Source organism: Rhodopseudomonas sp. AAP120 (genome assembly GCF_001295845.1).
Lineage (GTDB): Bacteria > Pseudomonadota > Alphaproteobacteria > Rhizobiales > Xanthobacteraceae > Rhodopseudomonas.
Genome location: NZ_LJIC01000146.1, coordinates 1 through 24,872, shown reverse-complemented (window position 1 = coordinate 24,872; position 24,872 = coordinate 1). Strand labels below are relative to the sequence as shown.

General features: G+C 65.7%; 25 protein-coding genes and 1 pseudogene. 15 read left to right on the top strand and 11 right to left on the bottom strand.

Translation table 11 applies throughout. The annotated features are described in order from the left end of the window. Positions 1–243: 243 nt before the first annotated feature. The 7 genes from IP86_RS21630 to IP86_RS21600 all read left to right on the top strand — a co-directional run bounded on the left by IP86_RS21630 (position 244) and on the right by IP86_RS21600 (position 6,675). On the top strand, positions 244–2,244 hold the full coding sequence (locus IP86_RS21630) for a M3 family oligoendopeptidase (protein ID WP_054164497.1): 2,001 nt from the start codon (positions 244–246) through the stop codon (positions 2,242–2,244). 145 nt (positions 2,245–2,389) lie between these two features. After that, entirely contained in the window at positions 2,390–2,614 is a 225-nt protein-coding gene (locus tag IP86_RS21625) for an AbrB/MazE/SpoVT family DNA-binding domain-containing protein (RefSeq protein WP_054164496.1), read from the top strand. A 12-nt stretch (positions 2,615–2,626) separates the two neighbouring features. After that, positions 2,627–3,022: a type II toxin-antitoxin system death-on-curing family toxin gene (locus IP86_RS21620; protein ID WP_082364175.1), complete on the top strand. Its 396-nt coding sequence runs from the start codon at positions 2,627–2,629 to the stop codon at positions 3,020–3,022. Positions 3,023–3,437: 415 nt separating this feature from the next. Next, positions 3,438–3,590, top strand: coding sequence for an aa3-type cytochrome c oxidase subunit IV (locus IP86_RS21615; protein ID WP_054164495.1), 153 nt, complete (start codon positions 3,438–3,440; stop codon positions 3,588–3,590). A 193-nt stretch (positions 3,591–3,783) separates the two neighbouring features. Beyond that, positions 3,784–4,911: a Re/Si-specific NAD(P)(+) transhydrogenase subunit alpha gene (locus IP86_RS21610; RefSeq protein ID WP_054164494.1), complete on the top strand. Its 1,128-nt coding sequence runs from the start codon at positions 3,784–3,786 to the stop codon at positions 4,909–4,911. 23 nt (positions 4,912–4,934) lie between these two features. Further along, positions 4,935–5,258, top strand: coding sequence for a proton-translocating transhydrogenase family protein (locus IP86_RS21605; protein ID WP_054164493.1), 324 nt, complete (start codon positions 4,935–4,937; stop codon positions 5,256–5,258). 13 nt (positions 5,259–5,271) lie between these two features. Beyond that, the gene (locus IP86_RS21600) at positions 5,272–6,675 is read left to right on the top strand and encodes an NAD(P)(+) transhydrogenase (Re/Si-specific) subunit beta (RefSeq protein ID WP_054164492.1); all 1,404 of its coding nucleotides are present in this window, start codon (positions 5,272–5,274) and stop codon (positions 6,673–6,675) included. Between the two features lie 171 nt (positions 6,676–6,846). Here the strand turns inward: IP86_RS21600 and IP86_RS21595 are convergent, their stop codons facing one another. After that, the gene (locus IP86_RS21595; RefSeq protein ID WP_054164491.1) at positions 6,847–7,224 is read right to left on the bottom strand and encodes a VOC family protein; all 378 of its coding nucleotides are present in this window, start codon (positions 7,222–7,224) and stop codon (positions 6,847–6,849) included. A 224-nt stretch (positions 7,225–7,448) separates the two neighbouring features. Between IP86_RS21595 and IP86_RS21590 the strand changes: the two genes are divergently transcribed. Beyond that, entirely contained in the window at positions 7,449–7,736 is a 288-nt protein-coding gene (locus tag IP86_RS21590; protein WP_054164490.1) for a cupin domain-containing protein, read from the top strand. A gap of 146 nt (positions 7,737–7,882) precedes the next feature. Continuing rightward, entirely contained in the window at positions 7,883–8,758 is an 876-nt protein-coding gene (locus IP86_RS21585) for a hypothetical protein (RefSeq protein WP_054164489.1), read from the top strand. Between the two features lie 290 nt (positions 8,759–9,048). On the opposite strand, the gene rpsU is transcribed toward IP86_RS21585, so the two are convergent. The 3 genes from rpsU to purE all read right to left on the bottom strand — a co-directional run bounded on the left by rpsU (position 9,049) and on the right by purE (position 11,088). Then, a complete protein-coding gene (rpsU, locus tag IP86_RS21580) occupies positions 9,049–9,330 on the bottom strand; it encodes a 30S ribosomal protein S21 (protein ID WP_054164488.1) in 282 nt (93 codons plus the stop codon). Between the two features lie 169 nt (positions 9,331–9,499). Further along, a complete protein-coding gene (locus IP86_RS21575) occupies positions 9,500–10,603 on the bottom strand; it encodes a 5-(carboxyamino)imidazole ribonucleotide synthase (protein ID WP_054164487.1) in 1,104 nt (367 codons plus the stop codon). Next, on the bottom strand, positions 10,600–11,088 hold the full coding sequence (gene purE, locus IP86_RS21570) for a 5-(carboxyamino)imidazole ribonucleotide mutase (RefSeq protein WP_054164486.1): 489 nt from the start codon (positions 11,086–11,088) through the stop codon (positions 10,600–10,602). The genes IP86_RS21575 and purE overlap by 4 nt, the downstream gene beginning before the upstream one ends. Positions 11,089–11,309: 221 nt before the next feature. Between purE and IP86_RS21565 the strand changes: the two genes are divergently transcribed. Beyond that, positions 11,310–12,014: a GGDEF domain-containing protein gene (locus IP86_RS21565; RefSeq protein ID WP_502694011.1), complete on the top strand. Its 705-nt coding sequence runs from the start codon at positions 11,310–11,312 to the stop codon at positions 12,012–12,014. Here the strand turns inward: IP86_RS21565 and IP86_RS21560 are convergent. Beyond that, positions 12,004–12,210 (bottom strand): YdcH family protein, encoded by a 207-nt coding sequence (locus IP86_RS21560; RefSeq protein ID WP_054164503.1) that lies wholly within the window; start codon positions 12,208–12,210, stop codon positions 12,004–12,006. The genes IP86_RS21565 and IP86_RS21560 overlap by 11 nt on opposite strands. Positions 12,211–12,606: 396 nt before the next feature. Between IP86_RS21560 and IP86_RS21555 the strand changes: the two genes are divergently transcribed. Continuing rightward, entirely contained in the window at positions 12,607–12,789 is a 183-nt protein-coding gene (locus IP86_RS21555) for a YdcH family protein (protein WP_054164485.1), read from the top strand. Positions 12,790–13,060: 271 nt separating this feature from the next. Here the strand turns inward: IP86_RS21555 and IP86_RS21550 are convergent, their stop codons facing one another. Then, positions 13,061–14,167, bottom strand: coding sequence for an NAD(P)/FAD-dependent oxidoreductase (locus IP86_RS21550; protein WP_054164484.1), 1,107 nt, complete (start codon positions 14,165–14,167; stop codon positions 13,061–13,063). A gap of 170 nt (positions 14,168–14,337) precedes the next feature. Here IP86_RS21550 and IP86_RS21545 point away from each other — a divergent pair. Next, positions 14,338–17,021: pseudogene (locus IP86_RS21545) on the top strand (sensor domain-containing protein). Between the two features lie 37 nt (positions 17,022–17,058). On the opposite strand, the gene IP86_RS21540 reads toward IP86_RS21545, so the two are convergent. The 5 genes from IP86_RS21540 to IP86_RS21520 all read right to left on the bottom strand — a co-directional run bounded on the left by IP86_RS21540 (position 17,059) and on the right by IP86_RS21520 (position 21,515). Continuing rightward, positions 17,059–18,000: a carbon-nitrogen hydrolase family protein gene (locus IP86_RS21540; protein ID WP_054164483.1), complete on the bottom strand. Its 942-nt coding sequence runs from the start codon at positions 17,998–18,000 to the stop codon at positions 17,059–17,061. 11 nt (positions 18,001–18,011) lie between these two features. Continuing rightward, the gene (locus IP86_RS21535) at positions 18,012–18,611 is read right to left on the bottom strand and encodes a flavin reductase family protein (RefSeq protein WP_245290702.1); all 600 of its coding nucleotides are present in this window, start codon (positions 18,609–18,611) and stop codon (positions 18,012–18,014) included. A gap of 208 nt (positions 18,612–18,819) precedes the next feature. After that, positions 18,820–19,875 (bottom strand): ABC transporter substrate-binding protein, encoded by a 1,056-nt coding sequence (locus tag IP86_RS21530; RefSeq protein WP_054164481.1) that lies wholly within the window; start codon positions 19,873–19,875, stop codon positions 18,820–18,822. A gap of 3 nt (positions 19,876–19,878) precedes the next feature. Continuing rightward, positions 19,879–20,733, bottom strand: coding sequence for an ABC transporter ATP-binding protein (locus IP86_RS21525; RefSeq protein ID WP_054164480.1), 855 nt, complete (start codon positions 20,731–20,733; stop codon positions 19,879–19,881). Between the two features lie 8 nt (positions 20,734–20,741). Next, the gene (locus IP86_RS21520) at positions 20,742–21,515 is read right to left on the bottom strand and encodes an ABC transporter permease (RefSeq protein ID WP_245290701.1); all 774 of its coding nucleotides are present in this window, start codon (positions 21,513–21,515) and stop codon (positions 20,742–20,744) included. A 288-nt stretch (positions 21,516–21,803) separates the two neighbouring features. Here IP86_RS21520 and IP86_RS21515 point away from each other — a divergent pair, with 288 nt between their 5' ends. From IP86_RS21515 to IP86_RS21505, 3 genes are all read left to right on the top strand, one after another. After that, positions 21,804–22,610 carry a TrmB family transcriptional regulator gene (locus IP86_RS21515; RefSeq protein WP_054164478.1) on the top strand — a complete coding sequence of 269 codons (807 nt, stop codon included), beginning with the start codon at positions 21,804–21,806 and terminating at the stop codon, positions 22,608–22,610. A 122-nt stretch (positions 22,611–22,732) separates the two neighbouring features. Beyond that, a complete protein-coding gene (locus tag IP86_RS21510) occupies positions 22,733–23,878 on the top strand; it encodes an ABC transporter ATP-binding protein (RefSeq protein ID WP_054164477.1) in 1,146 nt (381 codons plus the stop codon). Positions 23,879–23,902: 24 nt separating this feature from the next. Then, entirely contained in the window at positions 23,903–24,820 is a 918-nt protein-coding gene (locus tag IP86_RS21505) for an ABC transporter permease (RefSeq protein WP_054164502.1), read from the top strand. The last annotated feature ends 52 nt before the right edge of the window (positions 24,821–24,872 follow it).

The following is a 24,872-nucleotide window of genomic DNA, read 5'->3' as shown; positions in this document are numbered from 1 at the left end:
CGACATCACAGTTCAGGCGAACTGCCAGAGGGGCCCGGTCCTTGGACGAATGGATGCGCTGAGTCCTAGTGGTCGGCCGCCCTGCGTACAAGCGACGCAGGGCGCGCCGCCTTGTCGCAGGGCGCGGGGCGGTCGGCTGGGTCGCCGGCTCGCGGGAACCCGCCTTGAAAGAGCCGCTTGCGGAGCCCACGTCTTCGCGAGTAGCGTTTTGCAAAGCCATTGAAGCCGTTGACGAAAGTTTCCATGTCGAAATCAGCCACCCGCCGCGTCGCCAAGCCTGCCGCAAAATCCTCCGCCAAAACAGCAGCCAAGCCAGCGGCCAAGAGCGCGGGCAAGAGCGCCGCCAAGCCGGGCGCGACCAGGAAGGCGCTCAAGGGGGCCGCGAAGACCGTTGGCAAGGCGGCTGTCCGTAAGCTTCCGGCCGGCAAAGTGGCCGCCAAGCCTGCGAGGGCGCCAGCAGTGCCGAAGGCGGCGAAGCTGCCGGAGTGGAATCTGGCCGACCTTTATCCGGCGATCGATGCGCCGGAAATCGCCGCTGACCTCGACAAACTCGACGCCGACTGCGCCTCGTTCGAAGCCGACTACAAGGGCAAGCTCGCCGAGGAGACCGCCAAGGACGGCGGCGGCGCGTGGCTCGCCGGTGCGGTGAAGCGCTACGAGGCGATCGAGGATCTGGCCGGGCGACTCGGCTCCTACGCCGGGCTGGTGCATGCCGGCGACAGCGTCGATCCGGTGAAGTCGAAGTTCTACGGCGACGTGTCGGAGCGGCTGACCGCCGCCTCGGTGCATCTGCTGTTCTTCACGCTCGAACTCAACCGAGTCGACGACGCCGTGCTCGAGCAGGCGATGCAGACGCCGGAACTCGGCCACTACCGGCCGTGGATCGAAGATCTGCGCAAGGACAAGCCGTATCAGCTCGAGGACCGCGTCGAGCAGCTGTTTCACGAGAAGTCGCAGACCGGTTATGGCGCCTTCAACCGGCTGTTCGACCAGACCATCTCGGCACTGCGCTTCAAGGTCGGCGGCAAAGAGCTGGCGATCGAGCCGACGCTGAACATGCTGCAGGATCGCGCACCGGCGACGCGCAAGACCGCCGCCGAGGCGCTGGCCAAAACCTTTAAGGCCAACGAGCGCACCTTCGCGTTGATCACCAATACGCTCGCCAAGGACAAGGAAATCTCCGATCGCTGGCGCGGCTTCGAGGATGTCGCCGACTCGCGGCATCTGAACAATCGCGTCGAGCGCGAAGTCGTCGATGCGCTGGTCGCCTCGGTGCGCGGCGCCTATCCGAAACTGTCGCACCGCTACTACAAGCTGAAGGCCGGCTGGTTCGGCAAGAAGAAGCTGCCCTATTGGGACCGCAACGCGCCGCTGCCGTTCGCCGCCACGGGCACGATCGACTGGCCGGACGCGCGCAACATGGTGCTGACCGCCTACAACGCGTTCTCGCCTGAAATGGCGCAGATCGCCGAACGGTTCTTCACCGATCGCTGGATCGATGCGCCGGTGCGTCCCGGAAAGGCGCCGGGCGCGTTCTCGCACCCGACCACGCCTTCGGCGCATCCTTATGTGCTGATGAACTATCAGGGCAAGCCGCGCGACGTGATGACGCTCGCCCACGAACTCGGCCACGGCGTGCACCAGGTGCTCGCCGCCAAGAACGGCGCGCTGATGGCGCCGACGCCGCTGACGCTGGCCGAGACCGCCAGCGTGTTCGGCGAGATGCTGACCTTCCGCCGGCTGCTGGGCGAGACCAAGAACGCCAAGCAACGCCAGGCGCTGCTCGCCGGTAAGGTCGAGGACATGATCAACACGGTGGTGCGGCAGATCGCGTTCTATTCGTTCGAGCGCGCGATCCACACCGAGCGCCGCAGCGGCGAACTCACCGCGCAGCGGATCGGCGAGATCTGGCTCAGCGTGCAGGGCGAAAGCCTCGGGCCGGCGATCGAGATCAAGGCCGGGTACGAGAACTACTGGATGTACATCCCGCACTTCATCCATTCGCCGTTCTACGTCTACGCCTATGCGTTCGGCGACTGCCTGGTGAACTCGCTCTATGCCGTCTACGAGCACGCCCAGGAAGGCTTCGCCGAGCGTTACCTCGCGATGCTCTCTGCCGGCGGCACCAAGCATTACTCGGAGCTGCTCGCCCCGTTCGGCCTCGACGCCAAGGACCCGAGCTTCTGGGACGGCGGCCTGTCGGTGATCGCCGGCATGATCGACGAGCTGGAGGCGATGGGGTAGGGGCTTACGCTCCGTAATACATCTGTTGAACAGACCGGCAGCGCGTGTTATACAGATGTATGACACGCGCTTTTGTATTTTCAGATCGATTTCAGCAGGCTTGGTTTTCCAAACCCCGCAACTGTGCGCACCACATGAGGCCCACATGAAAATCGAGATCAAGAAGATTGGAAACTCCGACGGCTTGTTGTTGCCGAAGGAGCTGATGCAGCGGCTCGACCTCAAGCGCGGGCAGGAGCTGCACATCACTGAACTGCCCGGCGGCGGCTTTCAGGCCATGCCCTACGATCCGGACTTCGAGCGGACGATGGAGATCGCCGACGAGGTGATGGACAAATACAAGGATACGCTGGCCGCACTGGCGAAATGATGGGGGCTGCCGATGAGCGAGCCATCCGAGCCGCTCTGGATCACCTACGAGCAGGCGATCGCGATGCACGCGCGGCAATTGCGCCGCTTCGGCGGCGCGGCCGGCTTGCGCGACGAAGGAATGCTGCGCTCGGCGCTGGAGCGTCCGATCAACAAATGGCGCTACGAGCAGTCCGAATTGCCCGAACTCGCGGCCGCTTATGCGTTTGGCCTCGCACGCAACCACGCCTTCGTCGATGGCAACAAGCGGATCGCCTTCATGGCGATGATGGTTTTTCTTGCCAAGAATGGCGTCCGGTTTGCGCCTGACCCGGCCCACGCGACCTCAATCATCCTCTCCCTCGCCGCCGGCGAAGTCAGCGAGCCGTCGCTGACGCGGTGGATCAGGGACAATTGGCCGGCCGGTTAGGCGAGACGCCAAATTTCGTCATGGCCGGGCTCGTCCCGGCCATCCACGCCTTTAGTGCATCACTTGCAGCAAGGCTTGGATGCCCGGCACCAGGCCGGGCATGACGGGGAGAGGGCGGTGGCTCATCGCGCGGCTGAAGTTGCTGGAGGCCAGGGGAATGCCGGCCTCCGACCTAGCTCTGTTTCCCGACCGCCCTCCCACCGCACCGCGGAATAATCACTCAGCTGTTGCAAGCGCTTCGTAAGAGCTTGTTCTAATCGCGCGTTCCGATCACACTGTGGTGTGGGAGGAGCGTCTGCTAGACTTTGGGATGAACCCAAAGTGGCTAGGCCGATAATTGCTGCAGTGCCGTTGCTCCCGCAATAAGATTGCGCTAATGGCATCCCCGCTTCTCGAACATTGTCCGGAGAGACGAATGGCAGAGCATCGCGAAGTCGCCTACACGACCGCAGCTGGTAACGACTACGCCGCGCATGAGCAAACCTATGAAGGGTTTATCAAGCTGGTGAAGTACGGCACCGCCGCCGTCATCGTGATCGTGGCGATGATGGCGATTTTCCTGACTTGATTTCACCCGGAGTACGCCGTTACACGCGGCGCTCTCCCGGAGTTGGTCTCGGCAACGTGGTGTCCGGGGGGCCGTCACGGCCAGCTCCTCGTCTGAACTGAGCGCGCATCCCGGTCCAAAACCGGTCCCACTTTTGCGGGGTGCGTGCCGATCTCGCTCGCTCACGCGCGTGCTTCGCGCCGCCGGAGGCCTCATGAAGATTGCTGTTGCCAAAGAACAAGATCCCGCCGAACCGCGCGTCGCAGCGACGCCGGACACGGTGAAGAAACTCAAAGCGCTCGGCGCCGAGGTCGCGGTCGAACCCGGCGCTGGCGTCAAGTCGGGCCTGCCGGATGCCGACTACGCGGCCGTCGGCGCCACCGTCGCGGCCGATGCGCTGAACGGCGCCGATGTGGTGCTGAAGGTGAAGCGGCCGGAAGCCGCTGAGCTGTCCGCCTACAAGCGCGGCGCGCTGGTGCTGGCGATCATGGATCCCTACGGCAACGACGCCGCGCTCAAGGCGATGGCCGACGCCGGCATCGCCGCCTTCGCGATGGAGCTGATGCCGCGCATCACCCGCGCGCAGGTGATGGACGTGCTGTCGAGCCAGGCCAACCTCGCCGGCTATCGCGCCGTGATCGACGGTGCCGAGCAGTTCGGCCGTGTCTTCCCGATGATGATGACCGCGGCCGGCACGGTGCCCGCCGCGAAGGTGTTCATCATGGGCGTCGGCGTCGCCGGCCTGCAGGCGATCGCGACCGCGCGTCGTCTCGGCGCCATCGTCACCGCGACCGACGTGCGTCCGGCCACCAAGGAGCAGGTCGAGAGCTTGGGCGCCAAATTCCTCGCCGTCGAGGACGAGGAGTTCAAGAACGCCCAGACGGCCGGCGGCTACGCCAAGGAAATGTCGAAAGACTATCAGGCCAAGCAGGCTGCGCTCACCGCTGAGCATATCAAGAAGCAGGACATCGTCATCACCACCGCGCTGATTCCCGGCCGGCCCGCGCCGCGCCTCGTCACCGCCGAGATGGTGAAGTCGATGAAGCCGGGTTCGGTGCTGGTCGACCTCGCGGTCGAACGCGGCGGCAACGTCGAGGGCGCCGTGGCTGGTCAGGTCGTCGACACGAACGGCGTGAAGATCGTCGGCTACACCAACGTCGCCGGCCGCGTCGCGGCGTCGGCCTCGAGCCTCTACGCCCGCAACCTGCTCAGCTTCTTCGAGACCATGGTCAACAAGGAGAAGGCGCTCGCGGTGAATTGGGACGACGAGCTGGTCAAGGCGACCGCGCTGACGCGCGATGGCGCCGTGATCCACCCGAACTTCCAGCCGAAGTCGGCTTAACGCGACCGCTAAGGAGAGTTGTGATGGAGCATATGGTTCAGGCGGTCGATCCGTTCGTGTTTCGGCTGTCGATTTTCGTTCTCGCCGTGTTCGTCGGTTACTTCGTGGTGTGGTCGGTGACCCCGGCGCTGCACACGCCGCTGATGTCGGTGACCAACGCGATCTCGTCGGTGATCGTGGTCGGCGCGCTGCTCGCCGTCGGCGTGTCGCTGGCCGGCAGCGACAACGGTCCGCTATGGGCGCGCGGCTTCGGCTTCGTCGCGCTGATCTTCGCATGTATCAACATCTTCGGCGGCTTCCTTGTCACCCAGCGCATGCTGGCGATGTACAAGAAGAAGCAGAAGTGATTAGGGGCCGTCGATGAGCGCCAATCTTTCCGCATTTCTGTATCTGATCGCAGGCGTCCTGTTCATCCTGGCGCTGCGCGGTCTGTCGTCTCCGGCCACCAGCCGTCAGGGCAACCTGATGGGCATGAGCGGCATGGCGATCGCCATCGTCACCACGCTCGCCGGCCACCCGCCGGCCGATCTGCTCGGCTGGGTGCTGGTGATTGCCGGCATCGCGATCGGCGGCGGCATCGGCGCCGTGATCGCCAAGAAGGTGCCGATGACCTCGATGCCCGAGCTGGTCGCCGCCTTCCACTCGCTGGTCGGCATGGCCGCGGTGCTGGTCGCCGCCGGTGCGTTCTACGCCCCGGGCGCATTCGACATCGGCGAGCCGGGCAACATTCACGCCCAGAGCCTGGTCGAAATGTCGCTCGGCGTCGCCATCGGCGCGCTGACCTTCACCGGCTCGGTGATCGCCTTCATGAAGCTGTCGGGCCGCATGAGCGGCGCGCCGATCATTCTGCCGGCGCGGCATGCGGTGAACATTGCGCTCGGCGTGCTGATGTTCGCGGCGATCGTCTACATGGTGATCACGCAGAGCGAAGTCGCGTTCTGGGTTATTACCGGCGTGGCGCTGCTGCTCGGCATCCTGATCATCATCCCGATCGGCGGCGCCGATATGCCGGTGGTGATCTCGATGCTCAACTCCTATTCGGGGTGGGCCGCGGCCGGCATCGGCTTCACGCTCGGCAACTCGGCGCTGATCATCACCGGCGCGCTGGTCGGCTCCTCGGGTGCGATCCTGTCCTACATCATGTGCAAGGGCATGAACCGCTCGTTCATCTCGGTGATCCTCGGCGGCTTCGGCGGTGAGACCGCGGCGGCCGGCGGTGGCGGCGGCGAACAGCGCCCGGCCAAGCTCGGCTCGGCCGACGATGCGGCCTTCATCATGAAGAACGCCTCGAAGGTCATCATCGTGCCGGGCTACGGCATGGCGGTGGCGCAGGCCCAGCACGCGCTGCGCGAGATGGCCGACACGCTGAAGAAGGAAGGCGTCGAGGTGAAGTACGCGATTCATCCGGTTGCCGGCCGTATGCCGGGCCATATGAACGTGCTGCTCGCCGAAGCCAACGTGCCCTACGACGAAGTGTTCGAACTCGAGGACATCAACTCGGAGTTCGCGCAGGCCGACGTCGCGTTCGTCATCGGCGCCAACGACGTCACCAACCCGGCGGCCGAAGAGGACAAGACCTCGCCGATCTACGGCATGCCGGTGCTGCAGGTGTGGAAGGCCGGCACCGTGATGTTCATCAAGCGGTCGCTGGCGTCGGGTTATGCCGGCATCGACAACCCGCTGTTCTATCGCGACAACACCATGATGCTGCTCGGCGACGCCAAGAAGATGACCGAGAACATCGTCAAGGCGATGGCGCACTAACTAAGCGCTGAAGCTGAGTGAGAAACGAAACGCCCGGCCGCAAGGCCGGGCGTTTTGCTTTCAGGACGAACTACCCCCGTCATTGCGAGCGCAGCGAAGCAATCCAGAGCGGCGTGCACAGAGCTGGATTGCTTCGTCGCTGCGCTCCTCGCAATGACGCGGATAGGTCTTTCACCCCATCCGGTGCATCACGCAGAGCTTGTTGCCGTCGGGATCGCGCAGATAAGCGAGGTAGAGCTTCATGTCGCCCATCGCGCGGATGCCGGGCGGATCCTCGCAGCTGGTGGCGCCGTTGGCCACGCCGGTGGCGTGCCAGGCGTCGGCTTCTTCCTGCGACTTGGCGGTGAAGCCGATCGTCCCGCCATTGGCAAACGTCGCCGGCTCGCCGTTGATCGGCTTCGACACCGCGAAGGTCCCGGTCTTGGTCCGGTAGAAGATCCGGTGCCGGTCGACCACCGCCGGCGCCACGCCGAGCGTGCCGAGCAGCTTGTCGTAGAACGACTTGGCGGCTTCGAGGTCGTTGGTGCCGATCATGACGTGTGAAAACATGGCGCTCCCTTTTCTTGGTTGTTGTCTCATCGCGAGGATGACGCGCGGATCATACCGATCCGGTATCATTTGGCGAGCCGTCGCGCACCGGAGGGGACGCTTCATACCGTCGCGAACCGGCGGCGCATGCCGGGGTTGCGACGGCTGTGCGGCCGCGTGCTGGGGCGCGGGTGGATTTGATGGTATTCGTTGCGAGCGACTCTCCCCCGGAAAAGGAAATCACCATGCCACTCGCCGCCACCTCCGACGTCCAGATCGACAATGACGAGGTGCGGGTCACCGAATGGCGGCTGGCTCCGGGCGCAGCTACCGGCCACCACACCCACGGCATGGACTACGTCATCGTGCCGGTGGCGGATGGCGAGATGACCATCGTGGCGCCGGACGGCACCCGTTCGATCGCCAACCTCAAGGCCGGCCAGTCCTACTTCCGCAAGGCGGGCGTCGAGCACGATGTGCTCAATGAATCCACAGCCGAGATCGTATTTCTCGAGGTCGAGCTCAAGGCTTAACTGCGCGTTAAGACGCTGGGCAGAGCTATAGACGGGCGGCGCGGACGGCGTCGGGCGCTGGCGTCCGATGTCACCGAGAGGTCGCAGTTGATCCCTGAATCAGCCTCAAATATCGAGCATCAAGCGCACGGGGAAGAGGCCCGTTCATGCTGAAATACATCACCGAAAAACTGATCGGGCAGATTCTGCCGTCGGTGGTCGCCACCGTCCTCGGCGCGTATGTGGTGAACGTCTACATCGTCAAGCCGAACACCGCTCCCACCGCCCAGGAAGCGAAGTCGGACGCCCCCAAGGTCGACGCGACGAAGGCCGCGCCGGCGATGACCGCGTCGTTCCCCGAGGCCGAGAAGGCCGATTACATCAAGGCGGACCAGCCCAAAGCCGAGCCTAAGCCCAAGGCGGCCGAGCGGCCGTCGTTCCGGCATCCGACGAACCGCGACAAGGCTGCGGCCGACAAGGCCGCTGCGGACAAGGCCGCGGCCGACAAGGCGCTGGCCGAGAAGGCGGCCGCCAAGCCGGCCGTTGCCAGCGCTGCCCCCGAGCCGGCCAAGACCCAGGACGACCGCCGCGAGGCTGCGCGCGATCCGAACGACGTGGTTCGCGCCGCCGTCGAGCGGCTGCGCGCGTCCGAGCCGACCAAGACCGAAGTCACCGCCCGCGCGCCGGAACCGCTCAAGGTGCCGGAGACCGTGAAGGCCGCCGAGCCGTCGAAGGCGGTGGACCCGATCAAGGCGGAGGCGTTCCGGGTGCAGGATCCGCCCCGCAGCACCGGCGCGTTGCAGCCGCTGCCGCCGCCCGTCAACGTGGCGGGACCTGCCGCCAACCAGATGACGACCGGATCCAGCATCGTCGGCGCCGCGCCCGGACCCGCAACCGTCGACGCGAGCTACGACAGCGCCCGCATCGCCCCGCCGGCGGATATTCCGACCGCCCGGGAGACGCCTCCCGCTCAGAAGCCGTCCGTGGTCGATGATGTCCTGTTCGGCGCGAAGTCGGTGTTCCACGCGGTGCTGCCGCGCTGATCCGACGATCGCCCTTCAGACGCTGTGAAACATGCCCGGCTTCGCCCGGGCATTTTTATGCATGCTGCCCCGGCAGGAGGCCCAGGGATAGAGCGGTTCTGCTTGGGATAGAATTGCCGCCGTCATCGTTCGAGGTGCGCTACGCGCGCATCTCGGGATGACGCTTCCGTGCTTGAGAAATGCGTCGCTTCAACCGATCGACGAACCGCTCAAGAACTGGCCCCCAAACGCAAAACGCGGGCCCGAGGCCCGCGTTCTGAAATCCGGATGTGAAGTCGATCGTCGATCGATCAGCGCGGGCCACGCGCAGCGCCGCCGGCAGCGCCGGGACGACGGTCGGCACCGAAAGCCGGCTTCGGCTTCATCGGCAGCAGACCTTCGCGCTGCAGCTTCTTGCGGGCCAGCTTGCGGGCGCGGCGAACGGCTTCGGCCTTTTCACGGGCCTTCTTCTCGGACGGCTTCTCGTAATGACCGCGGAGCTTCATCTCGCGGAAAATGCCCTCGCGCTGCATCTTCTTCTTGAGCGCCTTGAGAGCTTGATCGACGTTGTTATCGCGAACGAGAACCTGCACGCGGCATCCTCTTTAAGTGGACCGATTTGTGGGTCGGATGTGAATTTCTGAAACAGGCGGGGCCGACAAACGGCCAGGCCCTCAGCCTTAAGGGCGCCGATGTATCAGATCGCCCCGCCGATGTCCACCTCGGCGGGGGATAAGTTTTTGCGACGTTGGTCGGCCGAACCTACGGTTTGGCGGCCGGTTCGACCACGGTGACGTGGCCCATTTTGCGGCCGGGCAGGGCGCTGCGCTTGCCGTAGAGGTGCACCGTCGCGCCCGGAACCGCCAGCCACTGGGCATAGTCGTCGACGTCGTGGCCGATCAGATTGGTCATGGTCACGGTGCCGTGGCGCAGCGGCTGGGCCAGCGGCCAGCCGGCGATCGCCCGGATGTGCTGCTCGAACTGTGACACCGAAGCGCCGTCCAGCGTCCAGTGCCCGGAATTGTGCACCCGGGGCGCGATCTCGTTGACCAGCACGCGGGCGCCATTGCCGTCCGGGACCACGAACATCTCGACGCCGAGCACCCCGACATAGCCGAGCGCGTCGGCGATGGCGGTGGCAATCCGCCGCGCCTCGGCGGCGATCGCGTCGCTCACGGCCGCCGGGGCGCGCGAGATCTTGAGAATATGGTCGCGGTGCTCGTTGTCGGTGACGTCGTAGCAGACCACCTGGCCGTCGGCGCCGCGCGCGGCGATCACCGAGACCTCGCGCTCGAACGGCACGAAGGATTCGAGGATGGCGGCGCGGGTTTCCAGGCGCTCCCAGGCAGCTTCGATGTCGTCGCCGTCGCGCAGCATCGCCTGGCCCTTGCCGTCATAGCCGAACCGGCGGGTTTTCAACACGGCCGGCAGGCCGAGCTTGGCGATCGCGGCGCGCAGGCTCTGAACCGAGGTGACGTCCGCATAGCCGGCGGTGCCGATGCCGAGCCTGGTGACGAAGTCCTTCTCGCCCAAGCGGTCCTGGGTGGTTTCGAGGATCTTGTAGTCGGGCAGCACCGGCTTGCGGGCCGCCAGCACCAGCGCGGCCGAGGCGGGTACGTTCTCGAATTCATAGGTGATGACGTCGACGTCGGCGGCGAACATCTCCAGCGCCTCGACGTCGGCATATTCGGCGCAGGTCGCGTTCTGCACCACGTCGAATGCCGGCGAATCCGGGTCGGGCGAGAACACATGGCAGCGCAGGCCGAGCCGTGCCGCGGCCAGCGCCAGCATCCGCCCGAGCTGGCCGCCGCCGAGAATACCGATGGTGTCGCCGGGCTTGAGAACCTTCTGGACCGGACCGCTCACGCCGCGCCCTCCGGGCGTTCGGCGATCGCGTCGGTCTGCTTGCTCCGCCATGCCGACAGCCGCTGCGCCAAGGCGTCGTCGCCGAGCGCCAGCACGCTGGCGGCGAGCAGCGCCGCATTGATGGCGCCGGCCTTGCCGATCGCCAGCGTCCCGACCGGGATGCCGGCCGGCATCTGCACGATCGAATACAGCGAATCGACCCCCGACAGGGCCTTCGACTCGACCGGAACGCCGAACACCGGCAGCTCGGTCAGCGCCGCCGTCATGCCCGGCAGATGCGCCGCGCCGCCGGCCCCGGCGATAACCACCTTGAATCCGGCGGCTTTCGCCCCTTTGGCGAAGCTGTAAAGCCGGTCGGGCGTGCGGTGGGCGGACACGATCCGCGCATCATGGGCAACGCCCAGCGCGGTCAGGGTCTCGGCGGCATGCCGCATCGTTTCCCAGTCCGACTGGCTGCCCATGATGATCGCAATGGGGGCTGTCATTCGAGCGATTCTTTCGCGAATCCAGAAACATAAGAGGGGGAATATAGAGCCGGCCGGCATTGCGGCCAAGGCGCCGGGAATGCACTATCCTTTCTTGGTGAAGACCGGCAAGGGTTGTGGTGGTTCTGACGCTGATTCTGATGAAAAAGACGCCCTCCCGATCCCCGACGGCGCGGCCCAGCAAGGTTTCGGCCGGTGCTGCTGGCAAAACGCCGCCGCGCATGGCCGACGGGCAGGCGAAAGCCCCGAAATCCACCAACAAGGCGACCGGCAGGGCGGCCGCCAAGGAACCTTTCAAGGAACCGTCCAAGTCTTCGCCGCGGGCCCGTGTCGGTGCCGGCCGGCTGCCGTCCGGTCCGCAGGCGCAGATCCGGCGGCTGAAGGTGCAGCTCGCGGCGGCGCTGGCGCAGATCGACGAGCTGCGCGCTTCGGCGGAAACCGACTACCTGCTCGGGATCGCCAATCGCCGCGGCTTCGAGCGGGAACTCGATCGCGCGCTCGCCTACATCAGGCGCTACGGCGCCGGTGGAGCGCTGATCATGCTCGACGTCGACCGGCTCAAGCCGGTCAACGACACGTTCGGCCACGCCGCCGGTGACGTCGTGCTGAAAGCGGTGGTGGAGGCGTTGCTCAGCCATGTCCGCGCCTCGGATCTCATCGGGCGGCTGGGCGGAGACGAGTTCGCGCTGCTGCTGTGGAATCTCAGCGAGTCCGACGCCCGCAAGAAGGCGGCAATCCTGGAGGAGACGGTGGACCGTCTACCGATCCAGTTCGGCAGCCACACGGTTTCAGCCGGTGTGTCGGCGGGCGTTGCGATGCTGACGGCGGATATGGATGCGGCGGAGGCGCTGGCCGCCGCCGACCGCGCGATGTATGCGCGCAAGGCCGAGCGCCGGGCAGCCTGCGGCCAGCCGATCAGGCGATGATGTCCGGCGTGATCTGATCTTCGATGAAAGAGATGCGGTCGCGCAGCGCCAGCTTGCGCTTCTTCAGGCGCTGTAACCGCAGCAGGTCGGGGGCCGGCGAATGTTGCAGCGCATCGATCGCCGCGTCGAGGTCGCGGTGTTCCTGCTGCAGCTTCGCGAGCTCGGCACCGAGCTCGCCTTCGTCTTCGTCGGTCATGACCAGAAACAGGTTGATCGCTCCGCGGGAGGCGCGGACCGTGGCGGAGATGATGTTCCGCGGATTATCGCCTTTGTGCACCGCGTCGGCAAGCGGTGCGGTTGCTTCGTTCGTCGAACTCGACCTTAGGCGGAATAATCATTGCGATGGCGTTAAGAAAACAGGCCGACGCGTTTGCCCGCGGAGTGCGCGGGAAAAATGCCCGCAGACGTTGTAGTTGCACTTCGTCCGATCCACCTCGATTGATGCCCGATTATCAACCCGGCTACTCCCGAATCGTTTCAGACGACCGGGTAATTATGACGCAGATATTTCAAAACCATCGACAGCCGCACTGAGAGATGTACACTCACTCGTCCGGATGGAATCTAGTCTCACTCATAGAGGAGGTTTCGTATGGCACTTCAGGCGCATCTCGTCGAACTTGAACGTAAGCACAAAGTTCTAGAGTCCCAATTGCACGAAGCGCTCGCCCATCCCTCCACGGACGATCTGCGCATCGCCGAGCTGAAACGTCGCAAACTGATGGTACGGGACGAAATCAACCGGCTGAAGCAAAGCTCCACAACGCTCCACTGATCTGACGGCTGCGGCGAACTCATTGCTTCGTACGCGATGTTCGGCACCCACGTGCTGGACTTTCGACGAAGGATGATATCTCCGCGAACGACGTGACGGACTCCGGTCTGCGCCATCCATCCGGGACGCTTCGGCGTCGGCGCCAAGACCGGGATCTGCCACGGTCAGCCAGCCGATTGTAGCCGGCCGACCGCTCGGTAATTGCTCCATGTCTCGGCGCTGTGATTTGTGCGTGCCGACTTCCAATCGTGCCGCTGCGTGTGACGCGTGGCTACGCTGCTTCCACCAGATCCACCACATAGTCGGCAATCGCAAGCGAAGCGGTCAGCCCCGGTGACTCGATGCCGAACAAGTTGATCAGTCCGGCGACGCCGTGCGTCTGCGGCCCCTGAATGACGAAATCCTGCACCGCGACGGCGGGCGGGACGATCTTGGGCCGGATCCCCGAATAGCCCGGCGCCAGCGCGCCGTCCGGGAGCCCGGGCCAGTATTTGCGGATCGCCGGATAGAACCGCTCCGCCCGGGCCGGATCGACCACATAGTCGATGCTGTTGATCCATTCGACGTCCGGCCCGAAGCGGGCCTGGCCGGCCATGTCGAGCGTCAGATGCACGCCGAGCCCGCCGGGCTCGGGGACCGGATAGATCAGGTGCGAGAACGGCGCGCGGACGCCGCAGCTGAAGTAATTGCCTTTGGCCAGATAGGCGGTCGGCACCAGATCGGGCGGCATCGGCGCGATCGCGCGTGCCACCGCGGGCGCGCCGAGGCCGGCGGCATTGATCAGCAGCCGGCAGCCCAGAGTCATCGGCGTCTCACCGCCGATCTCGAGTACCAGATCGTCACCGGTGAACGCCACGCTCAGCAGTGGTGCGTGAAAGGCGAAAGCCGCGCCGGCCGCCTCGGCATCGCCGCGTAGCGCCAGCATATAGGCATGGCTGTCGATGATTCCGGTCGAGGGCGACAGCAGGGCGGCGACGCAGGTGAGCGCCGGCTCCAGCGCGTGCGCCGCGACGCCGTCGAGGGTCCGCAGGTCGTCGACACCGTTGGCGGCCGCATGGGAATGAATGGCCGCGAGCTTGTCGGCTTCGGCCGCTGTGGTGGCGACGATCAGCTTGCCGCAGTTGCGGTACGGCACGCCGTGGTCGTTGCAATAGGCATACAGCGCCTGTTTGCCCGAGACGCAAAGCCGCGCCATCAGGCTGCCGGCGCGATAATAGATGCCCGCGTGGATCACCTCGCTGTTGCGGGACGACGTCCCCGTGCCGATCCCTTCGGCCGCCTCCAGCACGATCACTTCGCGTCCCGCTTGCGCCAGCCGGCGCGCGATTGCCAGACCAACCACCCCCGCGCCGACCACGACGCATTCGACCTGTTCCATAGCTCCCCATTCCCGACACCGCCCGATCCGGGCGCAGTGTTATCGCGGGATTAACCATCGCAGGTCAATTGATGAAAACTGGGTCACGATCGGGATGACGAACCTGTGGTGTTTACGCGTTCAAAATAAGTCAGACGCGAAACTATTCACCAGCAATTGCCGGGTGGTTCATGGTGCTGAGGAATGGGAAGGCAAGCAGCGGGGCAGCGGTGGCTGCGGCGGTGGCTTTGCTTTTCGCCTCGACCTCCGCTGCGCCGGCGGAAGCGGTTCTGCAGCCCAGCGGCTATCTCGGCGAACTCGAGCCCGAGCTGATCTGGGAGTTGTTGATCGGCGGCGTCGTGCTCGCCTCGGTCACCAGCGCAGTCGCGCTATGGGCGACCTCGGTAATCCGCCGCCTGCGGCGCGCCGAGCACCGCAAGAACATGCTGGTCGATTCGGTGCTGAGCAAGCTGCAGCAGGGCGTCGTGATCTCCGACGCCAGCGGGCGCTGGTGTTCTGCAACGATCGCTATCTGGAGATGTACGGCCTGACGCGGGCCGACGTGGTGTACGGCATGGCCGCGCGGGACCTGCTGTCGCTGCGCCGGGCGCGCGGCACGCTCGACCTCAGCAACAAGGAATTCCTGAAATGCGCCGCCACGCCGGAGGGGCATATCAGCGAACTGCCGGACGGCCGCTTCGTCCAGGTCAAGTTCTCCTACCTGGCCAACGGCGGGACGATCTCGACACACAATGACTGCACCGAGCTGCGCCGGGTTTCCAAGCAGCTTTCGACCACCAGCCAGTTTCTCGAGTCGGTGATCGACAACATCCCGGTCTGCGTCGCCGCCAAGAACATCGAGGACGGCCGCTACATCCTCGCCAACCGCGCCTTCGAAAAGCTGTCGAAGATGCCGCGCGAGAAGATCATCGGCGCGACCGCGGACGACCTCTATCCGCCGCGCTCGGCAGCCGCGATCCGCGAGGCGGACCAGGCGGCGCTCGCTTCGGGCAAGGGTGAGTATCGCTCCGAGCTGACCATCGAATTCGGCCGCCGCGATCTGGTGCTCGCGTCCGAGCGCGTGGTCGCCCGCAACGAGCGCAACGAACCGGAATTCATCATCGCGCTGTTTCAGGACGTGACCGAACGTCAGGCGCTGGCGCGCGAGCTCGACAAGACGCGGAAATTCCTCGAGCTGGTCGTGGACAACATCCCGGTCGCGCTGACGGTGCAGAACAGCAGCAGCGGCCGCTATGTGCTGGCCAACCGCGGCGCCGAAGTGATCCTCAACCGCCGCCGCGAAGACGCGCTCGGCCTGACGTCGGGCGAGATCTTCAACGCCAAGGAAGCGCGGCTGATCGGCGAGCGCGACGACCTGGCGATCCGCAAGGGCGGCCTGATGGTCGAAGAACATCCGATCAGCACCAAGAGCGGGCTGCGGCTGTTCGTGACCCGCCGCATCACCGTGGCCGACGCGGCCGGCGCCGAGACCTATCTGATCAAGACCCATGTCGACGTCACCGACCGCCGCCAGACCGAGGCGCGGATGGCGCATATGGCGTATCACGACGGCCTGACCGGCTTGCCCAACCGGACGGCCTTCCTGAAGTCGCTGTCGCAGATGATCGAGGCGTGCGACTGCGCGTCCGACGAGTTCGCCGTGCTGACGGTCGATCTCGACGGCCTCGCCGAGATCAACGACGTGTTCGGCCATGCGATCGGCGACAAGCTGCTGATCGAGGTCGCGCGGCGGATCGAAACGGCGTCCCGCGGCGGCATCGTGGCCCGGCTCAGCGGCGACGAATTCGGCCTGCTGATCGACGGCCGCCAGCCTGCGGCGGGATACGAACTCGCCGAGCGCGTCGCACGCGAGCTGGCCGACGGCTTCGAGATCGACGGCAAGACGGTGCGGACCGGCGTCACCACCGGGATCGCCTTGTTCCCGCGCGACGGCAAGGACGCCGCTTCGCTGCTCGCCAATGCGGGGGCCGCGCTGTTCCGTGCCAAGGCCAGGGCGCGCGGCACGATCAGCGTGTTCGCGCCCGAGATGGACATGCAGATCCGCGACCGCCGGGCGCTGCATCAGGACCTGTCGAGCGCGATCCGCAACGGCGAATTGTCGCTGTACTATCAGCCGCAGGCTTCGAGCAGCAAACTGCTCGCCGAAACCAATATCGTCGGTTTCGAGGCGCTGGCGCGCTGGAAGCATCCGAGCCGCGGCTTCGTCCCGCCGTCGGAGTTCATTCCACTGGCGGAAGAGAGCGGGCTGATCGTCGAGATTGGCGAGTGGATTCTCCGCGAGGCCTGCCGGCAGGCGGCGGCCTGGCCGAAGTCGCTGCAGATCGCCGTCAACCTGTCGCCGGCGCAATTCCTCAACAGTGATCTCGTCGCCTTCGTGCACCGGGTGCTGATAGAGACCGGGCTGCAGCCGGGCCGGCTCGAACTCGAAATCACCGAGGGCGTGCTGATCGAGGATTTCGAGCGCGGCCTGTCGCTGCTGCGCCGGCTCAAGGCGCTCGGCGTTCGCGTCTCGATGGACGATTTCGGCAGCGGCTACTCGTCGCTGACCTATCTGCAGGCGTTCCCGTTCGACAAGATCAAGATCGACCGCGCCTTCATCATGAATCTCGGCCGCAACGTGCAGTCCGCCGCGATCGTGCGTGCGGTGATCGGGCTCGGTCACGGCCTCGGCGTGTCACTGGTGGCCGAGGGCGTCGAGACCCAGGAGCAGCTCGACTTCCTGGTCGAAGAAGGCTGCGACGCGGTGCAGGGCTATCTGATCGGCCGCCCGGCGCCGATCGACGATTATCCCTGGCTGGTCGGATTGTCGCCGCGCCTCGGCGACGCCTCGGCCCGCGCCCGGCAGGCAGGCTGATCGCCCGCCTGCGGTCGCCACGTACGATCGATCGCGGTTACTGCTTGGCTTTGCCGGCGCCGAACGCGACCGGCGTCTGCGACCGTTCGTCGACATGCAGCGTGAACAGGTCCGGCCGCGAATAGTGTCCAACCGCGTCGAAATCGAGCGTCGATCCGAGAATATCGTCGGTGTCGATATCGGCGGTGAGGATGCCTTCCTCGTCGAGTAGTGGGCCGGCGAGGATTTCGCCGAGCGGCCCGACGATCACCGAGCGGCCGTGCATCATCCACTCGTCCGGGCCGGCCTCGATCCGGCTCGCATAGTCGGCCGGGAAGTCCGAGCGGCGCATCACCTGGCAGGCGCCGATCACGAAACAGCGGCCTTCCAGCGCGATGTGGCGCATGGTGGCGATCCAGCTGTCGCGGTCGTCGGCGGTCGGCGCCGCCCAGATCTGCACGCCTTTGGCGTAATAGGCGGCGCGCATCAGCGGCATGTAGTGCTCCCAGCAGATCGCGCCGCCGAGCTTGCCGTAGGGGGTGTCGACCACGGTCAGCGTCGAGCCGTCGCCGAAGCCCCACACGAGGCGCTCCGAGCCGGTCGGCATGATCTTGCGATGGATGCCGAGCAGGCCTGTGGGGGCCAGATACAACGCGGTGCAATACAGCGTGCCGCCGTCGCGCTCGATCACGCCGACCACGGCGTGGACGTCGTGATCGGCGCAGGCGGCGACCAGTTGATCGACCTCCGGGCCCGGGATGCTGATCGATCCGCGCACGTAGCGGGCGAAATCCTCGCGGCCTTCCGGCGTGCGGCGGCCGACGACGCAGCCGAAGTCGAGTCCCTTCGGATAGCCGCCGATGAACGCCTCCGGAAACACCGCGATCTTCGCGCCCTTGGCGGCGGCTTCGCCGATCAGCGCCACAGTACGGGCGGTCGCCGCCGCGGCGTCGAACGGAACGGTGGTCGCCTGAACGGCCGCGACTTTCAACTTAGCCATCTGAGGAGTCCTTATGATGCGGTGGTGGCGGTGATCTTCGCGTCCTGCCAGAGCGGACGGTCGAGATCGAACAAATCGCGGGTGCGGGTGTAGGTGGAGGCGCCGTGCATCCGGCCGACGAGATCGAGCGCGGCATGATCGACGCGCGGGCGCTGCGGATCGCCGGTGAGGACGTGCTGTGCGTAATGGGCGTGCAGGATCTGTCCGACCACCAGCGACTGGCCGGGGCCGGTGTCGAGCAGGTGCGTGAGTTTGCATTCGAACGCGACCGGCGAAGCGGCGATCCGCGGCGGCGCGATCGCGACGCTCGGAAGCGTCGTGAGTCCGGCGAGTTCGAGTTCGTCGACGTCCGGGGGGGCATCGACGCAAGTCGCGTTCATCGCTCCGACGAGATCGAACGGCACGAGATTGACGACGAACTCGCCGGTGGCGCGGATATTCGTGGCGGTGTCTTTCGGTGCGCCGGGCCGGGCCAGAATGCCGAGCGCGATGACCGGATCATCGGCGCCGAACAGATTGAAAAACGAGTAGGGCGCCGCATTGACACAGCCGTCCGGCGCCCGCGTCACCACCCAGGCGATCGGCCGCGGCATGATAGTTGAGGCGAGCAAGCGGTACCGATCCGCGCCGGACATTTGCGCGAAATCGAAATGGCGCTGTGGCTTTGATACCAGGTCGTGCAACTCTCTCACTCGCAGCTTTCGTCATGGCCGAGCTCGTCCCGGCCATCCACGTCTTTGCTGAGGTTGGAGCTCCAAGGCGTGGATGCCCGGGACAAGCCCGGGCATGACGAACTCAGAACGTCCAACCAGAGCCGGATCAGGCGCGGGTGATCTTCACGCTTTTCGGATCGAAGCCCTTCGCCGCGGCCTCCTTGTCGGCCGCGCTGGCGATGGTGGTGTCGACGAACTTGCTGATGTCAGGCACGCGCGGCAGCAGCTTGTTCTCGACGCCCCATTTGGCGAGCGTGTCCATCTTGGCGATTTGCGCCGGCGTCAGCGTCGCCTTGACGTCGGTGAACGATTTGGCGCTCCACGCCGGATCGTAGCTTGAGGCCTTCTCGAGGACTTCGACCGGGATGTTCTTGGCGGGCTCCAGCGTGCGGAACCAACCGTTGACGAGATCGTGGTTCTGGCTGGCGAAGAACAGCGCTTCGGAATTCGCCGTCAGCATCCGCTTCAGCACTTCCGGACGCTCCTTGAAGAAGCGGTTGTTGGCGCTGAGCACGATCACCGGCGTGACGTTCTGCGACACCACCTGGGCGAAGCCGGCGTTCTCGAAGAACGACACGAACGGATCGTAAGTGAAGAACGCGTCGATGCGCTGCGCGCCGACCGCGTCGGCGAGTTCCGCCGGGCCGACGTTGACGAAGGTGACGTCCTTGCCGGGTGTCAGGCCGGCCTTCGCCACGGCTTCCTGCGCGTTCTGGAAGGCGGTGATGCCGAAGGTGCCGAATACCTGCTTGCCCTTGAGGCCGGCGAGATCAGTGATGCCCGACTTCTTGGTGGTGAGCACCGCGGAGCGGAAGATCGCCTGCGACGATACGGTCGTGACCGGCGCGCCGATCGCCATGGTGGTGACGGCCGCGAAGTCGGACAGCGTGCCGATGTCGGCGGCGCCGGAGACCAGCGCTTCGGTGATCGCTGGCGAGGCGGCGAGCTGGATCATCTCCATCTTCAGGCCGTGACGCTCCGCGATATCGGTGCGCATCAGCACATGGGCGATCTGGGCCGACACCGTGGTGGTGTTGAACCAGCCCATCTTGACGACGTCGGCTCCCTGCGCCCGCAGGATGGAGGGCGCCGCGAGCGGCATGGTGGCGACAAAGCCGGCGGCGAGATGTCCGAAGCGGCGGCGCGATAGGTTGATGGTCACGGCTTAGTCCCCCTTTTGCCATTCAGGCTTCAGCGTCTCCCACAGGTCTTTGACCGTGGAGACAAACCATGGATCGGATCGCATTTCGGCGGTGCGCGGCCGCGGCAGTGGCACCAGCACCTCGTCGCGCACGCGGCCGGGCCGCGGGCTCATCACCACGACGCGGTCGGCGAGGAACACCGCCTCGTCGATGCCGTGGGTCACGAAAATCACGGTCTTGCCGGCTTCGGTGGAGATGCGGGCGATTTCTTCCTGCAGCAGCACGCGGGTCTGCGCATCGAGCGCGCCGAACGGCTCGTCCATCAACAGAATGTCGGGATCGGGCGCCAGCGCGCGGGCGATCGCGGCGCGCTGCTTCATGCCGCCGGACATCTGGTGGGGATATTTGTCTTCGAAACCGGAGAGGTGAACGGTCTTGATCAGCGCGCGGGCGATCTCGGCGCGCTGCGCCTTGGGCATGCCCTTCGCCTTGAGGCCGAACTCCACGTTCTGCTGCACCGTCATCCAGCCGAACAGCGCGTAGTCCTGGAATACGACGGTGCGCGAGGCGTCGGGCTTGGAGATCGGCCGGCCGTTCTGCAGGATCTGGCCGCTCGAGGCCGATTGAAAGCCGGCGATGATGCTGAGCAGCGTCGACTTTCCACAGCCCGACGGGCCGAGCAGCGAGATGAACTCGCCTTTCTTGATACGCAGCGACACGCCGTCGAGCGCGATCACCGCCTGGTGGGTTGTTTTGGAGTCGTAGACCTTGCCGACGTTGCGGATGTCGATCTGGACTTCGGCGGCTGCGGCGCGGGCGGCGGTGGCCGGCGCGGCAGCGGGAATAGCTGGAGTGGCCAATGCGAGATTTGCGGTCATGGGGTGCCTCAGCTGCGCTCGGAAGGAGCCCACGCGTTCACGCGCCGCTCGATGCGTTCAAGGATGGCGGACATCGCGAAGCCGATCAGTCCGATGGTCACCATGCCGGCGACGACGTTGTTGATCTGGAAGAGCATGCGCGACTGCTGGATCAGGTAGCCGAGGCCGGTCTGGGCGGCGATCAGTTCGGCGGTGACGACGCACATCCAGCCGACGCCGAGCGCGATGCGCAGGCCCGGCAGGATGATCGGAAGTGAGGCGGGGATCAGCACGTCGGTGAACAGCTGCCAGGGCTTAGCGCCGAGGCACAACGCCGCGTTCATCTGATTGCGGTCGAGGCCGCGGATCGCCGTGTAGGTGGCGATGAACACCGGGAAGACGGCGCCGAGGAAAACCAGGAAGTAGGAGGCGGCGTCGCCGAGGCCGAACCACAGGATGGTGATCGGGATCCACGCCAGCGGCGGGATCGGCCGCAGCGCTTCGATCACCGGCCGCACATAGTCCGACACAGTGCGCCACCAGCCGCAGAGCAGGCCGAGCGCCAGCCCGACGATGCAGGCGAGCAGAAAACCGACCGCGACACGCTGCAGGCTGGCGCCGAGATGCACCCACAAGGAGCCGTCGAGCGCCATCTGCCACAGCGCCTGGGCGATGGCGAAAGGCGAGGGCAGCAGGAAGCCGTCGACCAGGCCGAACTGAGTGATCGCCTGCCAGATCGCGAAGAAGGCCGTCAGGCCGACAGCCGCGCGCATCGGGCGGCCCGAAAAGGCGTTCTGCAACATCGTGGTTCGTGGCCCTGTTTTTTCGACCGGTAGGCGGCCCGCATCGGCTTCCGCTTCCATTGCACTCCTCCTTTGGTCGTGCGCTCCACAGCGAGGCACCGTCACAACATGAATATGTCGGGTAATTCCGTCAATCTAGAATCGTGGGCTGCTCGAATAGAAATCAGGCATAACCGCACAAATGCTGCACATAGTGACGCCATTTGCCGACGTGGCGGTCAAATCTGCCGAATCCGACTGTTAAATGTCGGAGAAATCCGACAATAGACGTCGAAGTTCTTATCGGACATGGTCGGCCTGCCGGCGCTGTGGGGAATGATGGTGGATATCGAAGCGAAACTGGCCCGGATCGGCATCACGGGGTCGCTCTACAAGCTTTATCTGACGGCGGTCGGGCTCGGCGGCGCGTCGGTGACGGCGGTCGCCGCCAAGGCCGGCCTGCCGCGCACCACGGCGCACGACGCGCTGGCCAAGCTCGAGGCCGAGGGGCTGGTCCGCTTCGTCGACCACGGCAAGCGCCGCTTCGTGGTCGCCCAGGAGCCCGGCATTCTGCTGGAGCGGCTGGAAGCGCGCCGGCAGATGCTGGAAGACGTGATGCCGGTGCTGCGCTCGATGTATCACCACGAGAGCGGCCAGCCGAACGTGCGCTTCCATCCGGGGCCAGAGGGCATCCGCACCACGCTGTGGGATACACTGTCCGGCGGCGACCAGGTGCTGCGCGCGACGCTGTCGATGCGCGAGCTGATGGCGGAGCCCGGCCTCGAAGAGATGGAGCGCTATCTGCAGGAGCGTGCCCGCCGCGGCATCTGGCTGCGGGTGATCCGCTCGGTGGAGCGCGACATCGCGCCGATCTGGCCGTCCAGCCAGGAGCTGTGCCGCGAGCTGCGCTACGCGCCGCACGAGCACACGCTGTCGATGACCTGTTTCATCTACGGCAACAAGGTCTGCCTGATCTCGTCGGCGCGGGAGAGCTATGGGCTGATCATCGACAGCGCCGAGTTCGCGGCGTTTCAGGCCTCGATGTTCGACGCGATGTGGAGCCTGAGTACGCCGGACAGCGATCCGGCAATCCCGACGCCCGACGCCGAGGACTGACGGAAGCGTCGGCGTCGCGCGGCGTACCGAGCCCGTGCGTCGCGCCTGTTGAGCCGCCCGCGATTGGCCGCTACAGCTTTGCGGTTCTGATCGGTCGAGCATGGGGGCGGAACGCCGAAGATATGACTGAGCACGCTGGGGATGCGGCGCCGGCCGAGATTGCCGGTGCACCGCTGTTGCGGATCGAGGCGGTGGAGAAGCGCTTCGGCGGATTCGTCGCAGTCGACGGGCTGTCGCTCGATATCAAGGCCGGCGAATTTTTCGCGCTGCTCGGGCCGAGCGGCTGCGGCAAGACCACGCTGCTGCGGATGCTCGCCGGCTTCGAGACTCCGGACAGCGGCCGCATCCTGCTCGGCGGCGAGGACATCGCGCCGGTGCTGCCGCACGAGCGTCCCGTCAACATGATGTTCCAGAACTACGCGCTGTTTCCGCATCTCAGCGTCGCGAACAACATCGCGTTCGGGCTGAAACGCGCCGGCCTGCCGCGCAAGGAGATCCAGCAGCGCGTCGCCGAGATGGTGGCGCTGGCGAAGCTCGAGGGCATGGAGAAGCGTCGCCCCGACCAGCTCTCCGGCGGCCAGCAGCAGCGCGTCGCGCTCGCGCGCGCCTTGGCGCGGCGGCCGAAACTGCTGCTGCTGGACGAGCCGATGGCGGCGCTCGACAAGAAGCTGCGTGAAAACACCCAGCTCGAACTGATTGCACTGCAGAAGCGGCTCGGCACCACCTTCGTCATCGTCACCCACGATCAGGACGAGGCGATGACAGTGGCCGACCGGATCGGCGTGATGCGCGCCGGCAAGCTCGAGCAGGTCGCGACGCCGCGCCGGCTGTACGAGACGCCGGCGTCGCGCTGGGTCGCGGAGTTTGTCGGCGACGTCAACATTCTGGATGGTACCATCACGGCGCGCGAGCACGGCAGGCTTACCGTGGCGACCAGCGATGCCGGCTTGCTGACAGCAACCGCGCCGTCTCAGCCGATCGAAGCGACATCGGTCGCGCTGGCCATCCGTCCCGAGAAGATCAAGCTGTCGCGCCGCGGCCCGGCGGCCGATCCCGGCCATGCCGACGCGATGAACCGGCTCGACGGCGAGATCGTCGAGGTCGGCTATGTCGGCGGGCTGACCAGCTACAAGCTCCGGCTCGACGCCGGCGCCGTGCTGCAGGCCAAGATGGCCAACACCACGCGGCTCGACAGCGACGTGTACCAGACCGGTCAGCATGTCGTGGCGTGGTTCGCGCCGGATGATTGCGTGGTGCTGGATAGATGAGGGCACTTATATGAGGGAATGGCGATGAGCGGCGCACGCCAGATCTTCACCCGCCCGGCGCGGCTGGCGGTGATCGCGCCGTATCTGTGGATGGCGCTGTTCTTCCTGGTGCCGTTCGGCTTCGTGGTGAAGATCAGCCTGTCGCAGAGCGCGATCGCGCAGCCGCCTTACACGCCGGTGTTCGATCTCGCCGCCGGCTGGGACGCCCTAATTGCGGCGTTCGCGGCGCTGTCGCTCGATAACTTCCGGCTGCTGATCTCGGACAATCTCTATGTGCTGTCCTATCTGCGCAGCCTCGTGGTGGCGGCGGTGTCGACCGCGATCCTGCTGCTGATCGGCTATCCGATCGCCTATGCGATGGCGCGGCTGCCGCGACGCTGGCAGCCTTTGGCGATGATGCTGGTGATCGTGCCGTTCTGGACCTCGTTCCTGATCCGCATCTATGCCTGGATCAACATCCTCCAGCACGACGGGTTGCTCAACAAGACGCTGCTGGCGCTGCATCTGATCTCGGCACCGATGGTGTGGCTGTCGACCGACACCGCGATGTATATCGGCATCGTCTATTCCTATCTGCCGTTCATGGTGCTGCCGCTGTACGCGACGCTCGCCAAGCTGCCGGCCTCGCTCGGCGAAGCGGCGGCCGATCTCGGCGCCTCGCCGCGGCGCGCGTTCTGGCTGGTGACGTTCCCGCTGTCGCTGCCCGGCATCGGCGCCGGCGTGCTGTTGTGCTTCATCCCGATCGTCGGCGAGTTCGTGATCCCGGATCTGCTCGCCGGCTCCAACTCGCAGATGATCGGCCAGACGCTGTGGCTGGAATTCTTCACCAACCGCGACTGGCCGGTCGCCTCCGCGATCGCTGTGGTCCTGCTCGGCGTGCTGCTGCTGCCGCTGTTGATCTACGAACGCGTCCAGCGCCGACAGCTCGAGGGAGGGCGGTGATGGTGATGGTGATAGCAGGCTTCACCGCGAGCGTAGCCTTCTCCCTCCCCCC

Coding starts and splice junctions, on each gene's coding strand:
- IP86_RS21595 (WP_054164491.1), bottom strand. CDS start 7,224: ATGTTTTCACACGTCATGATCGGCACCAACGACCTCGAAGCCGCCAAG.
- IP86_RS21630 (WP_054164497.1), top strand. CDS start 244: ATGTCGAAATCAGCCACCCGCCGCGTCGCCAAGCCTGCCGCAAAATCC.
- IP86_RS21565 (WP_502694011.1), top strand. CDS start 11,310: ATGGCCGACGGGCAGGCGAAAGCCCCGAAATCCACCAACAAGGCGACC.
- IP86_RS21520 (WP_245290701.1), bottom strand. CDS start 21,515: ATGTTGCAGAACGCCTTTTCGGGCCGCCCGATGCGCGCGGCTGTCGGC.
- IP86_RS21515 (WP_054164478.1), top strand. CDS start 21,804: ATGGTCGGCCTGCCGGCGCTGTGGGGAATGATGGTGGATATCGAAGCG.
- IP86_RS21615 (WP_054164495.1), top strand. CDS start 3,438: ATGGCAGAGCATCGCGAAGTCGCCTACACGACCGCAGCTGGTAACGAC.
- IP86_RS21550 (WP_054164484.1), bottom strand. CDS start 14,167: ATGGAACAGGTCGAATGCGTCGTGGTCGGCGCGGGGGTGGTTGGTCTG.
- IP86_RS21525 (WP_054164480.1), bottom strand. CDS start 20,733: ATGACCGCAAATCTCGCATTGGCCACTCCAGCTATTCCCGCTGCCGCG.
- IP86_RS21585 (WP_054164489.1), top strand. CDS start 7,883: ATGCTGAAATACATCACCGAAAAACTGATCGGGCAGATTCTGCCGTCG.
- IP86_RS21560 (WP_054164503.1), bottom strand. CDS start 12,210: ATGACCGACGAAGACGAAGGCGAGCTCGGTGCCGAGCTCGCGAAGCTG.
- IP86_RS21555 (WP_054164485.1), top strand. CDS start 12,607: ATGGCACTTCAGGCGCATCTCGTCGAACTTGAACGTAAGCACAAAGTT.
- IP86_RS21505 (WP_054164502.1), top strand. CDS start 23,903: ATGAGCGGCGCACGCCAGATCTTCACCCGCCCGGCGCGGCTGGCGGTG.
- IP86_RS21590 (WP_054164490.1), top strand. CDS start 7,449: ATGCCACTCGCCGCCACCTCCGACGTCCAGATCGACAATGACGAGGTG.
- purE (WP_054164486.1), bottom strand. CDS start 11,088: ATGACAGCCCCCATTGCGATCATCATGGGCAGCCAGTCGGACTGGGAA.
- IP86_RS21605 (WP_054164493.1), top strand. CDS start 4,935: ATGGAGCATATGGTTCAGGCGGTCGATCCGTTCGTGTTTCGGCTGTCG.
- IP86_RS21620 (WP_082364175.1), top strand. CDS start 2,627: ATGAGCGAGCCATCCGAGCCGCTCTGGATCACCTACGAGCAGGCGATC.
- IP86_RS21610 (WP_054164494.1), top strand. CDS start 3,784: ATGAAGATTGCTGTTGCCAAAGAACAAGATCCCGCCGAACCGCGCGTC.
- IP86_RS21510 (WP_054164477.1), top strand. CDS start 22,733: ATGACTGAGCACGCTGGGGATGCGGCGCCGGCCGAGATTGCCGGTGCA.
- IP86_RS21625 (WP_054164496.1), top strand. CDS start 2,390: ATGAAAATCGAGATCAAGAAGATTGGAAACTCCGACGGCTTGTTGTTG.
- IP86_RS21600 (WP_054164492.1), top strand. CDS start 5,272: ATGAGCGCCAATCTTTCCGCATTTCTGTATCTGATCGCAGGCGTCCTG.
- IP86_RS21540 (WP_054164483.1), bottom strand. CDS start 18,000: ATGGCTAAGTTGAAAGTCGCGGCCGTTCAGGCGACCACCGTTCCGTTC.